The 12,483-nt window shown below is 64.7% G+C and carries 11 protein-coding genes and 1 riboswitch; of the genes, 6 read left to right on the top strand and 5 right to left on the bottom strand.

Annotation, left to right across the window (positions count from 1 at the left end):
• Positions 1–114 precede the first annotated feature (114 nt).
• Entirely contained in the window at positions 115–1,752 is a 1,638-nt protein-coding gene (locus tag A3AC_RS0127300; RefSeq protein WP_025602591.1) for a gamma-glutamyltransferase family protein, read from the bottom strand.
• A gap of 303 nt (positions 1,753–2,055) precedes the next feature.
• Between A3AC_RS0127300 and A3AC_RS0127295 the strand changes: the two genes are divergently transcribed.
• Both A3AC_RS0127295 and A3AC_RS0127290 read left to right on the top strand, forming a co-directional pair.
• The gene (locus A3AC_RS0127295; RefSeq protein ID WP_025602590.1) at positions 2,056–2,835 is read left to right on the top strand and encodes a DeoR/GlpR family DNA-binding transcription regulator; all 780 of its coding nucleotides are present in this window, start codon (positions 2,056–2,058) and stop codon (positions 2,833–2,835) included.
• 319 nt (positions 2,836–3,154) lie between these two features.
• Complete coding sequence (locus A3AC_RS0127290) at positions 3,155–3,352, top strand: hypothetical protein (RefSeq protein WP_006049938.1); 198 nt, start codon at positions 3,155–3,157, stop codon at positions 3,350–3,352.
• Positions 3,353–3,637: 285 nt separating this feature from the next.
• Here A3AC_RS0127290 and A3AC_RS0127285 read toward each other — a convergent pair whose 3' ends face one another.
• Positions 3,638–4,012 (bottom strand): hypothetical protein, encoded by a 375-nt coding sequence (locus A3AC_RS0127285; RefSeq protein WP_025602589.1) that lies wholly within the window; start codon positions 4,010–4,012, stop codon positions 3,638–3,640.
• A 209-nt stretch (positions 4,013–4,221) separates the two neighbouring features.
• Here A3AC_RS0127285 and glpD point away from each other — a divergent pair, with 209 nt between their 5' ends.
• The 4 genes from glpD (at position 4,222) to A3AC_RS0127265 (ending at position 9,158) form a co-directional block, all read left to right on the top strand.
• Positions 4,222–5,751, top strand: coding sequence for a glycerol-3-phosphate dehydrogenase (glpD, locus tag A3AC_RS0127280; RefSeq protein ID WP_025602588.1), 1,530 nt, complete (start codon positions 4,222–4,224; stop codon positions 5,749–5,751).
• A gap of 146 nt (positions 5,752–5,897) precedes the next feature.
• Positions 5,898–7,397: a glycerol kinase GlpK gene (gene glpK, locus A3AC_RS0127275; RefSeq protein WP_025602587.1), complete on the top strand. Its 1,500-nt coding sequence runs from the start codon at positions 5,898–5,900 to the stop codon at positions 7,395–7,397.
• 122 nt (positions 7,398–7,519) lie between these two features.
• Complete coding sequence (locus tag A3AC_RS0127270) at positions 7,520–8,233, top strand: MIP/aquaporin family protein (RefSeq protein ID WP_025602586.1); 714 nt, start codon at positions 7,520–7,522, stop codon at positions 8,231–8,233.
• A gap of 238 nt (positions 8,234–8,471) precedes the next feature.
• Complete coding sequence (locus A3AC_RS0127265; protein ID WP_025602585.1) at positions 8,472–9,158, top strand: HAD family hydrolase; 687 nt, start codon at positions 8,472–8,474, stop codon at positions 9,156–9,158.
• Positions 9,159–9,286: 128 nt separating this feature from the next.
• Here the strand turns inward: A3AC_RS0127265 and ribB are convergent, their stop codons facing one another.
• From ribB to A3AC_RS0127250, 3 genes are all read right to left on the bottom strand, one after another.
• Positions 9,287–10,003, bottom strand: a complete 717-nt coding sequence (gene ribB / locus A3AC_RS0127260) for a 3,4-dihydroxy-2-butanone-4-phosphate synthase (RefSeq protein ID WP_025602584.1) — start codon at positions 10,001–10,003, stop codon at positions 9,287–9,289.
• A 154-nt stretch (positions 10,004–10,157) separates the two neighbouring features.
• Positions 10,158–10,342: riboswitch (FMN riboswitch) on the bottom strand.
• Positions 10,343–10,456: 114 nt separating this feature from the next.
• Positions 10,457–11,146 carry a helix-turn-helix domain-containing protein gene (locus tag A3AC_RS0127255; RefSeq protein ID WP_025602583.1) on the bottom strand — a complete coding sequence of 230 codons (690 nt, stop codon included), beginning with the start codon at positions 11,144–11,146 and terminating at the stop codon, positions 10,457–10,459.
• 140 nt (positions 11,147–11,286) lie between these two features.
• Positions 11,287–12,477 (bottom strand): MFS transporter, encoded by a 1,191-nt coding sequence (locus A3AC_RS0127250; protein WP_025602582.1) that lies wholly within the window; start codon positions 12,475–12,477, stop codon positions 11,287–11,289.
• Between the last annotated feature and the right edge of the window lie 6 nt (positions 12,478–12,483).

Genomic DNA, 12,483 nt, shown 5'->3' with positions numbered 1-12,483 from the left:
CAGCTCGGCAAGCTGGCTGGAATTCGCGAAATGCGCGAAGGCGTGGTTCGTGAGCGAAGGCGCCCGGACCACGCCGGACGAGCTACGCAGGTCGCGTTCAGAGGCTTTGCGCTTTCAGAAGCCGGCGGCCAGGCCGTCGCGGCGGCTGTCGCTCGCGGCCACGTAACCGCGGTCGGGCTCGTCGCGATCGAGCTTCCAGATGTACTGGCCGGAACCGAAGTCCATATAAGGATCATCGACCGACTTGATCGTATGGCCGAGCTTCTGTAGCGCTTCTGCCGTTCTCGCGTCGAGCGTCGCTTCTATGTCTATCGTGAAGTCGCGGTTGACCTTCCAGCGCGGCGCGTCGCATGCGGCCTGCGGCTGCTGCCCGTAATCGAGCATCCTTACGATGGATTGCAGATGACCTTGCGGCTGCATGTCGCCGCCCATCACGCCGAAGCTCATCACCGCTTCCTGCCGGCCGTCCACCTGCTGCGTGAGGAACGCGGGGATGATGGTGTGGAACGGCCGCTTGCCGCCTTCCACGACGTTCGGCGATTTCGGGTCCAGCGAAAAACCGCTGCCGCGGTTCTGCATCGAGATACCCATATCCGGCACCACGATGCCCGAGCCGAAACCCATGTAGTTGGACTGAATAAAGCTGACCATCATGCCGCGCTCGTCTGCGACCGACATGTAGATCGTGCCGCCCGCCTTCGGCATGCCGAAATCGAACTGCGTGGCCCGCTTGTGGTCGATCAGCTTTGCGCGCGACGCGAGGTACGCATCGTCGAGCATCTGCTCGGGCGTGACTTCCATGGACCGCGGATCGGCAACGTAGCGGTACACGTCGGCGAATGCGAGCTTCATGGCCTCGATCTGCAGGTGCTGCGACTCCACGTTGTCGACGGCCAACTCTTTCACGTCGAACTGTTCGAGGATGCCGAGCGCGATCAACGCGGCGATACCTTGCCCGTTCGGCGGAATCTCGTGCACGGTGTAGCCGCGATAGTCCTTGCCAATCGGCTCGACCCAATCCGCGCGATAGCTGCGCAGGTCGTCGAGGGTCAGCGCGCCGCCGCATTCACGCGAAAACGCGACGATGCGCTCCGCGATCTCGCCTTCGTAGTAAGCGCGCGGGCCCTGTTCGGCGAGCTTGCGCAGCGTCTTCGCGTGGCCGGGAAAGCGCACCAGTTCGCTCACTTGCGGCGCGCGGCCGCGCGGCATGAAGGAGGACGCAAAGCCCGGCTGGTCCTTCAACTCGGGCACGGCCGCCGCCCATTTATGCGCGACGATGCTGGCCACCGCGTGACCGCGCTCCGCGATCTCGATGGCGGGTTCCATGAGATCCGCGAACGGCAGCGAGCCGAATTTCTGATGCAGCGCTTCCCAGCCGGCGATCACGCCGGGCACCGTCACCGAGTCCCAACCGCGCTTGGGCTGAATCGCGAGCCCGTTTTCCTCGCCGTATTTGCGCCTGAAGTAGTCGACGCTCCACGCCGCCGGCGCCACCCCCGACGCGTTCAGGCCATGCAGCTTGCGGCCGTCCCACACCAGCGCGAACGCGTCGCCGCCGAGGCCGCACGAAACCGGTTCCACGACCGTGATCGCGGCGGCCGCGGCGATGGCGGCGTCGACGGCGTTACCGCCCTTCCACAGCATGCGCAGCCCGGCCTGAGCGGCGAGCGGATGCGACGTCGAAACGATGTTGCGCGCGAATACAGGCAGGCGCGGCGTCGGATAAGGGTTTTGCCAGTTGAAGCCAATCATGTGGAACACTCTCGCAAGCACGGGCCGGACGGCGCAAGCCGCCGGACGCAATAGAAAAATGGAGCGGGCACTGAACCGAAAACCTTCGATTGCAGCGCGATCCGGTCCAAAAAACAAATTCATTTATCGCATAGATAAATTCATCGGCAGGCTGAGTGCCGCCCGCCGCCGCGCGCAGTCTTATGGATGTCGCATGAGTTGGCGGGCGGGTTTCACGTTGGTCTTACAATACACGCACTCGCTTACGCATTCTGTCCACGCCGGCTGCGGGCGAGCGCCGATAACAACCCCACGACCGAGACCATGACCCGAGACCCCCGCCTCACTCTGAACGCCCGGCAACAGGAACTGCTGGAGTGGGTGCAACGCGACGGCTTCGTGACCGTTGACGATCTCGCGGCGCACTTCGACGTGACGCCGCAGACGATCCGCCGCGACGTCAACTGGCTCGCCGACATGAACCTGCTGCGCCGCTACCACGGCGGGGCGAGCCTGCCGACAAGTTCGGAGAACGTCTCGTACACCGCGCGCCAGCGCATGTTCCACGACGAAAAACGGCGCATCGCGGCGCTAGTAGCCACTCACATTCCCGACCAGGCGTCGCTCTTCATCAATCTCGGCACCACCACCGAGGAAGTCGCGCGTGCGCTGAACCGGCACCGCGGCTTGCGCGTCATCACCAACAACCTGAACGTCGCGAGCATGATGAGCGGCTATCCCGACTGCGAGGTGCTGGTGACCGGCGGGATCGTGCGGCCGTGGGACAAAGGCATTGTCGGCGAACTGGCAATCGACTTCATTCGACAGTTCAAGGTGGACTTTGCAATTATCGGCACCTCGAGCATCGAGACAGACGGCACATTGCGGGATTTTGATACCCGCGAAGTGCGCGTGGCCGAAGCCATCATCCAGCACGCACGCACCGTTTTTCTCGCCGCCGACAGTTCCAAGTTCGGCCGTCCCGCGCTGGTTCGCCAAGGCCATCTCGATCAGATCGACGCGCTCTTCACCGACGCCGCGCCACCAGCCGACATGGTGGAAACGCTCAATGCCGCCAATTGCCAGGTGTACGTCGCCGCTTGACCAGGCGTTGGCGGCCATGTTGCAGCGCACGCCGAACTTCAAGTGAAGTCAAGGATCTGGCCGCCGCCCCGAACCGCCTCTGCGGCCCACTGTTGTCAAAGGGAAAATTTACAGGGGCGGGTTTGGTGTTTGGCGTTCGCTTGACTACACTCCAGTTCCCCGGCGTTCGCTGCGCGCTAGCGTGCCGCCGGAGCGAAGTCAACCTGTCGTAAGCCGTACCTCCCGCCCGAACTTTTTGCGGACCATCTGGCAATGGCCCTGCCATTTAATGCCAGTCGCCGTCGAGGCTGTCCGCGTTTGCTTGACATGGAGAGAAACGATGCTGAGTCCGCACGAATTCGCCACGTTGTTGCTCGTCAAGGACGCTCCCAATCAAGTCGACATGGAGCGAGAAGAACTCGACGCCCTCCTCGAACGTCAGCTCGTGCAACTGGAGCGGCTCGCCTCGGGCAACGAACAATGGCGTGTAACGGAATCCGGCGATAGCGCACTCCGAGCCATCAAACGTCTTTCCTGACAACAACCCGCGCATCGTCGGGCTGTATGCCGGTTAGGGCCGGCGCGCGGCGGGCGGCATTGCCATGCTGCGCGCGCGGCTGAGCCGCGAGCCTGTTGCCCTCGAATGCTTGTCCAGACGGGCGCCCATAGCGGCGCCCGCTTCTATTGAGCGCGCGGTTCGCCCGGCGGGCGCAACCGTTCCCGCGAGCGGGCACGGCAGGCACTCCCGGCAGCTACTCCCGGTGGCACTCCCGGCGGGCAGGCGCGCCGCGCCAGCCTGGGCGGCCCCGATCACTACCCGCTCTCAACCGCTACGCAACGTCGGATCCACCGCCGCACGCCAGCTAATCGCTCTCGCGCGCTGCTCGGTGAAGAACGCCACCCACTGATTGCGAACCTGCGGGTCGGTACTCGCGCCCTGGCTCGTGTAGCGCTGCGCAATCGCCGTCTGGAACGCGCAGTAATCGTCCTTCGACAAGCGCCCGCGCCGGTTCGCGACATATGCATCGAAGAGCGTTGCGTACACGCCTTGCGCGTCGTTGCCGTAGTCGACTGTCTGCGCACTGCACATCTGCTGCAATGAGACGAACGACGGCGCGCCCATCGTCCCCGTCAGGCTTGGCGAAGCGACACACCCTGCGAGCAGCGCTATTGCGCCCGCCATGAAAAGTCCACGCATGAATTTCACCCCGAAATGGCCACCGCAAGAGTATCGTCCGTGGCCGCGCGTCGCGCCACTCCCCTGGCCATCCGATATAGGCCGACTCAGGCGCCGCGAACTTTACTTTTTCGAATATGTTCATTAAAGTTCGGAAACGAACACATAACGTTCGATCAGTTTTCAGACAGCTTCCGTAGATTCCGTCAACGACGCAGGAGACGCAGCAGGTGACGCAAGGCACGAAATACGATTTGCTCGTCGTGGGCGGCGGGATCAACGGCGCGGGCATCGCGCGGGACGCGGCCGGGCGCGGGCTGTCCGTGCTGCTGTGCGAACAGCATGACCTGGCGGCGCACACCTCGTCGGCGAGCACCAAGCTGATTCATGGTGGCTTGCGCTATCTCGAGTACCGCGAGTTCGGGCTCGTGCGCAAGGCCTTGCAGGAGCGCGAGACGTTGCTGCGCGCCGCACCGCACATCATGTGGCCGCTGCGCTTCGTGATGCCGCACATGCCCGATCTGCGTCCCGCCTGGCTGATCCGCGCGGGCCTGTTCCTTTACGATCACCTCGCGCGGCGGGAGTTGCTGCCCGGCTCGCGCGGCATTGTGATGCGCGATCATCCGGCCGGCGTGCCGCTCGTCGAATCGATCAGGCGCGGCTTCGTATACTCGGACGGTTGGGTCAACGACGCGCGCCTCGTCGTGCTGAACGCGCTCGACGCCGCGGAACATGGCGCGGCAATCCTCACGCGCACGAAGCTGTTGAGCGCCGTGCGCGCCGGCGGCGAATGGCGCGCGCAGCTTGAGCGGGCGGACGGCACGATCCTCGACGTGCGCGCCGCGTCAATCGCGAACGCCGCCGGCCCGTGGGTCGGCGAACTCTTGCAGGGCGCGCTCGGCCGCCCGGCATCGCACAGCGTGCGGCTCGTCAAGGGCAGTCACATCGTCACGCGGCGGTTGTTCGAACACGACCACGCGTACATCTTCCAGAATCCGGACAAGCGGATCATCTTCGCGATTCCGTACGAGCACGACTACACGCTGATCGGCACAACCGACATCGAATATCGCGGCGACCCCGCGCAGGTCGCGATCAACGCGGACGAGACGCAGTATCTGTGCGATTCCATCAATCGCTACTTCAAGCACAAAATCTCGCCGGCCGACGTGCGCTGGACCTACTCGGGCGTGCGGCCGCTGCTCGAGGAAGAAGGCGCCGACAACCCGTCCGCGGTCACGCGCGACTATTCGCTGGAACTCGACTCGCCGGCGGGCGAAGCGCCGCTGCTGTCGGTGTTCGGCGGCAAGATCACCACCTTCCGCAAGCTCGCTGAAGAAGCCGTGGACAAGCTCACCGCCGCGCTCGGCAAAACTGCCCCGTCATGGACGTCCGGCGCGCCCTTGCCCGGCGGCGACATTGCGCAGGCTAACTTCGAGCGTTTTCTCTCCGAACTGAAACAGCAGCATGCGTGGCTGCCCGCAGATCTGGCGCACCGTCTCGCGCGTGCTTACGGCACGCGGGTGAGAAACGTGATCGGCCACGCGCATTCGCTCGCCGATCTCGGCCGCGCTTTCGCGCCGGGTCTTTACGAAGCCGAACTGACCTATCTGCGCGACACTGAATGGGCGCGCAGCGCGCACGACGTGCTATGGCGCCGCTCCAAGCTCGGCCTCCATGTCGAGCCGGGCACGCTCGAGCCGATCACGCGCGACATCGACGCATGGTTCGCGCGCGAACCCGAGCGACAGAGCGCATAACAACAAGACCGCTTCACCCCTCGGCCCGCCAGGCCGGCCGCATTCGCCAACACGCCTGCGGCCCGCCCGAAACGACGAGCCGTTCCTGTCGCCGGTATGCTGTCCAGGCTGCCACGGCGATTCATAAAATGCATGGAGAAGAGACAATGCAGGATCAGTACATCCTCGCGCTTGACCAGGGCACCACCAGTTCGCGTGCGATGCTGTTCGACCGCCTCGGCAATGTCGTATCGATGGCGCAGAAGGAGTTCGAGCAGATCTATCCGCATCCGGGCTGGGTCGAGCACGATCCGCAGGAGATCTGGTCGACACAAGCCGGCGTCGCCGCAGAAGCCGTGACGCGCGCCGGCATGAACGGCACGTCGATCGCAGCCATCGGCATTACGAATCAGCGCGAAACCACGATCGTGTGGGATCGCGAGACCGGTCACCCCATCTACAACGCGATCGTCTGGCAAGACCGCCGCACCGCCGACTTCTGCGACCAGCTGAAGGCGCAGGGCCTCGAAGAAACGGTGCGTGCAAAAACCGGCTTGCCGATCGATTCGTATTTCTCGGCGACCAAGATCCGCTGGATTCTCGACAACGTGGAAGGCGCGCGCGAGAAGGCGAAGCAAGGCCGCCTCGCGTTCGGCACGGTGGATAGCTGGCTCGTGTGGAACTTCACCAAGGGCGGCCTGCACGTCACCGACGTCACGAATGCATCGCGCACGATGCTCTTTAACATCCACACGCTGAAATGGGACGACGAACTGCTCGACGCGCTCGACATTCCGCGCAGCATGTTGCCGGAGGTGCGGCCGTCGTCGGAAGTGTATGGGCCGACCAAGACCACCGTGTTTGCGTCGAAGATTCCGCTCGCGGGCATCGCCGGCGATCAGCATGCGGCGCTCTTCGGCCAGATGTGCACACAATCGGGCATGGTGAAGAACACCTACGGCACCGGCTGCTTCCTCGTGATGAACACCGGCGACAAGCCGATCGAATCGAAGAACAATCTTGTCACCACGATTGCGTGGCAGATCGGCGATCAGATCAACTACGCGCTGGAAGGCAGCATCTTCATTGGCGGCGCGGTCGTGCAATGGCTGCGCGACGGTCTCGGCATCATCAAGAACGCGGCTGAAATCGAAACGTTGGCGCGCGGCGTGCCGCATTGCGACGGCGTCTATCTGGTGCCTGCGTTTGCGGGTCTGGGCGCGCCGCATTGGAATGCGCGCGCTCGCGGCACGCTGTTCGGCGTCACGCGCGGCACCACGTCCGCACATATCGCGCGCGCCGCGCTCGATTCGATTGCCTATCAGTCCCTCGACGTACTCAAAGCGATGGAGGCCGACTCCGGCATTCGCATCGGCGAATTGCGCGTGGACGGCGGCGCGTGCGCGAACAATCTGTTGATGCAGTTCCAGGCCGACATTCTCGGCGTGGACGCGGTTCGCCCCAAGGTGTCGGAAACCACCGCGCTCGGCGCGGCATATCTTGCGGGTCTCGCGGTCGGCTACTGGAAAGATGTCGACGAACTGCAAAGCCAGTGGAAGCTCGACCGCCGCTTCACACCCGCGCTCGGACAAGAGGACGTCAAGGAATGTCTGGACGGCTGGAAGCGCGCGATTCGCGCCGCGAAAGCCTGGGCCGACACGCCCTGAGCTTACGCGCCGGGACGTTCACGCACGAACGTCCCGCAGGGCTCACGCAAACCTGAGATAAAACCGCAGGCAGCCGCCGCGTCTCGCGGCTTCCCTAACAACAATACTTTGGATACCAAACGATGTCTCCATACATTGCGGAATTCATCGGCACGGCACTCGTCGTGCTGCTCGGCGACGGCGCTGTCGCCAACGTGCTGCTCGCGCGCACCAAGGGCAAGGGCGCGGATCTGATCGTGATCGTCATGGGCTGGGCGATGGCGGTGTTCATCGCCGTCTACGTGACCGCGTCGTTCAGCGGCGCGCACCTGAATCCGGTCGTGACCGTGAGTCTCGCGCTCGCGGGCAAATTCGCGTGGGCCAAGGTCCCCGGCTACGTGGCTGCGCAAATGCTCGGCGGGATGGCGGGCGCGCTGCTGGTGTGGGTCGCGTATCGCCAGCACTTCGCGAAGGAAGGCGACGCCGACGTGAAGCTCGGCGTGTTCTGCACCGCGCCCGCCATTCGCAGTGTGCCGCACAACCTGCTCACCGAAATGATCGCCACCTTCGTGCTGATTCTCGGCGTGCTGTATCTCGCTTCGCCGCAAGTCGGCTTGGGCGCGCTGGACGCGCTGCCGGTCGGCCTGCTCGTACTGGGCATCGGCATTTCGCTCGGCGGACCGACTGGTTACGCGATGAGTCCCGCGCGCGACCTGTCGCCGCGTCTCATGCACGCGCTACTGCCGATTCCGGGCAAGCGCGACAGCGACTGGCGCTATGCATGGATTCCGGTCTGCGGGCCGCTGCTTGGCGGCGCGGTGGCGGCCGGTCTTTATCTGTACCTCCATGCGCGCTGATCGCGCCATAGGTCACCACCCGCTCGCAATACGCGCGGCACACGCGCAAACCGCATGCGGAGGAATCAAAGGAAAGCGGCGGAGCGGCGCGTGCCGCGCCAAAGCACGTATCATGGCGCTTTCACACGGCGCGCGTGAACCAGCCGCGGGTGGTTTTTCGTAGCCCATTCGTGGCCCATTCGTGGCCATTCACGACCAACGGTGTTTGCGCGCGCCCCGGTTTTCCGTTCCTTCAGGCATGATCGACCACCTCATCTGCGACTGCGACGGCGTACTCGTCGACAGTGAAGTCATCGCCGACCGCGTCATGTTCGAGACGCTCTCGGCCACTTTCCCCGGCCTCGACTTCGAGACTATCGTCAAAACCGCGTTCGGCCAGCAAACGTCGCGCTTTCTCGAAGGCATCGAGAAAGCATTCGACATCGCGTTACCGTCCGATTTTCTGAACACCATCGAGCACAACGTCGAGCTCGCGCTGGCTGCATCGCTCAGTCCGGTCAACGGCGTACGCGACGCGCTCCAACGCGTGACGCTGCCGGCTGCCGTGGTGTCGAACAGCCGCATGACGCGCGTGACAGCGTCACTACGACGCGCCGGCTTGCAGCAGATTTTCGGCGAGCGTGTGTTCAGCGCTGAACAGGTCCCGCGGCCCAAGCCTTTTCCCGACGTGTATCTGTTCGCCGCGCAAACGCTCGGCGTCGATGCATCGCGATGCATCGTCGTGGAAGACAGCGTGGCGGGCCTGAACGCGGCGCGCGCGGCGGGCATGAAAACCATCGCGTTCGTCGGTGCGAGCCATATTCCCGACGGCTATGCGGACGCGCTGCGCAAGATGGGCATCACGCGCATCATGAAGCATATGGACGAACTGCCCGCGTTGATCGAAGCGGGTGTGCGCGGCGACTTCGGCGACGTGCAGTCGTGACCGTTGCGAGAAGCGCGGCGCTTGCGAAAAAGGCCGGCTGCCTGTAGCCGGCCCTGCTTTGCGCGGCACCTGCCGCGCCGCGAACGCCTGTTAGGCACAGCGCGCGAGCGGCGCCCCGAACAGCGCGCTCAAGCCTCTTCCACGCATTCCCGCGCCTGCGCCAACGCCTGACGAAACTCCACCAGTTCCGCAATCGTCAGCATCGGCAGATTGTGTTGTGCGGCAAAGCGTTCGACGTCCGCGCCGCGCGTCATCGTGCCGTCCGCGTTCATCAACTCGCACAGCACACCAGCGGGCTTGAGCCCCGCCAGAATCGCCAGATCCACCGTGCCTTCGGTATGTCCGCGGCGCGCGAGCACGCCGCCAGGCATCGCGCGCAACGGGAACACGTGACCGGGCCTCACGATGTCGGCCGGTTGCGCCGTATCCGCAATCGCGGCGCGAATCGTCGTCACGCGGTCGAGCGCGGACACACCGGTGGTCACGCCCTCGCGCGCCTCGATCGAAACTGTGAACGCGGTGCCGTGACGGCTTTCGTTGTTGACGGCCATAGGCGGAAGTTCGAGCGCGCGGATTTTCGCATCCGGCAGGCACAGGCACACGATGCCGCTGCATTCGCGAATCAGCAGTGCCATGGTTTCGACGGAAAGACGCTCGGCCGACACGATCAGGTCGGCTTCGTTCTCGCGGTCGTCGTCATCTTGCAGGACCACGGCGCGGCCCTCGCGCATGGCCTGCAAAGCGGCGGCGATACGCGGCGGAACGGGTTCGGTGGCGAGCAGCGGGAGATCGGCGAAGGCGTCGTCGGCAATCGTCGAAGGAGCAGGAAAAGTAGCAAAGGACATGGTTGAAACGCTCATCGCAAAAGTTGGGCGAGAAACGTTTCAGGGCATTGCAAACAGGCAAAGACGCGCCGTGAAGCGCCGCCTCGCGACTGAAGCGGCGTTCGCGCACCGCCCGAACCGGCAGGCGGCGCCACGGAAACGAACATGACTATCTGCACATCTTCTTCCATCCGGACTATGACCGTCGGCTCTGGCTTCGCACCAGATCTGCTGACCCCGCGGCGGTTTTCGATTCGCTGAAAACCGCACCACTGCGGGCGCTCGCGGGCTCGCCGGCCTGCGCTTTCGCGCTGCCGGCATACCGCCGGTGGGGAATTCCGCCCCGCCCTGAAGACGCACTGATTGCCGGACGAACCGGCGGGCCAAGCATACAGCAGTCGCGTGCGAACCGCAGCGCAACCCCTACTGGCCGGACGGGATTGCGCTCGCGCGCGCCCGTCGCGGCGAATTCGATCAGACAGGCGCGGCCTCGCGCGCCGTGTCGCGCAGCGCCGGCGCGTCCCAGCGCGGCGGCGTCTCTGCCTTCAGCGTCACGCGAAACGCACGGGCTTCGGTGTCGCCAGGATTACGCAGACTGTGCGGCTGATCGGCGTCGAAGATGATTGCATCGCCTGTTGCCAGCAGCTGGCGCTGGTCATGCACGCTGACTTCGAGCGTGCCTTCGCTGACGACGAGGTTGACCGTCGTGCCCGGCGCCCGCCGCACGCCCGCTTCCGTATGCAACGGCGCGATGCGCAGTTCGTGGAATTCGGCGACAGTTGGTTCGTTGTCCGGATAAAGCGGCCGGGCGGAATAGCGTCCATTGGAACTGACGACGCGCGACGAGCGCTCCGCTGGCAAGTGCTCGAAACCGTTCGTCGCATGGCGGCGCAGAAACGCTGCGACCGACACCTTCAACGCGGCGGCCACCTTGCAGAGCACCTTGATGGACGGCACGCTGCGCGCCGACTCGATCTGCGCGAGCATTGCCCGCGACACGCCGGACGCTCGCGCGAGAGCGTCGAGCGACAACTGGCGCTCCGCGCGCAAACGCGCGAGGTTCACGCCGACGAGATGTTCTAGTGCATCGAAAGGTTCGGCGGCACGCGGCGGCGCGTCGGTAGCAGTTGCGGGATCGCGAACCAGAGCAAGCGGGGAATGCATGATTGCCTCCAGAAGCGCCGCCGGACGGCGCGCAAGCAGTGAGTGGAAGCAAGATAGCATCGCGGCCCGCCGCGCCCAACGAAGTTATCTTCACACTGTTATCAGCATTGCGGAGGACGTTCTCGAAGCGCCGCACGCCGCTACGCGCGCTCGCGCACGTCCACGCGACGCTGCCCGGCTGTTCGCCCGATGGACGTGTCCATGCGCGAGGCGAACCACGTCAGCAGCAAGGCGGCGACGCTTACCGCCGCGGCGACCCACGGCAAGGTATCGAGCGAATGGCCGTGATCGATCACGAGACCGCCGAGCCACGCGCCGCCCGCATTGCCCACATTGAACGCGCCGATGTTCAGCGTCGACGCAAGATTGGGCGCCTTCGCCGCCTTTTCGACCACGCGCATCTGCAAAGGCGGCACGGTGGCGAACGCAGCTATGCCCCACACGAAGACGGTAATCGCCGCGGCGACCTGCGAATGGCTGGTGCGCGCGAACAACGCCATCACGACGGCGAGCGCCGCGAGAATGCCCATCAGCGAAGGCATCAGCGCGCGGTCAGCAAGCTTGCCGCCGAGCGTGTTGCCGATTGTCAGCCCCACGCCGAACAGCACGAGAATCAGCGTGACGGCGCGCGGCGAGAAGCCGCTCACCTGTTCGAGGATGGGCGCGATGTACGTGAAGACGACGAACACGCCGCCGAAGCCCAGCACCGTCATCGCGAGCGCGGTCCATACCTGCGGGTCCTTCAGCACGCGCACTTCATGACCGAGACCGGCGGGGCCGGTGTCGTGGCGGTTCGGCACGAGCGCCGTCACACCGGCGAGCGACAGCACGCCGAACGCGCTGACAATCCAGAACGCGGCCCGCCAGCCAAACTCGTGGCCGACGAACGTGCCGAACGGCACGCCGAGCACATTGGCCAACGTGAGCCCTGTGAACATCAGCGCGATCGCACTCGCGCGTTTTTCGGAAGGCACAAGCGACGCCGCGACCACCGCGCCGATGCCGAAAAACGAGCCGTGCGCGAACGAGGTGACCACGCGCGCGATCATCAGCACCGAATAGCTCGATGCAATGGCGCACAGCGTATTGCCCACGATGAACACGCCCATCAGCAGTTGCAGCGCGAGCTTGCGCGGCATTCTGCTCGTGACGACCGCGAGCAGCGGCGCGCCCACGGCGACGCCGAGCGCATAGCCGCTCACCAGCAATCCCGCCGACGGAATCGACACCGCGAGATCGCGCGCGACCTCCGGCAGCAAGCCCATGATGACGAACTCTGTGGTCCCGATAGCGAAGGCGCTGATCGCGAGCGCGAGTAATGGAATCGGCATTCTTGT

Source organism: Burkholderia sp. WSM2230 (genome assembly GCF_000472445.1).
Taxonomy (GTDB): domain Bacteria; phylum Pseudomonadota; class Gammaproteobacteria; order Burkholderiales; family Burkholderiaceae; genus Paraburkholderia.
Note: the sequence above shows the minus strand (reverse complement) of the source record. Positions and strands in the feature narration are given on the sequence as shown.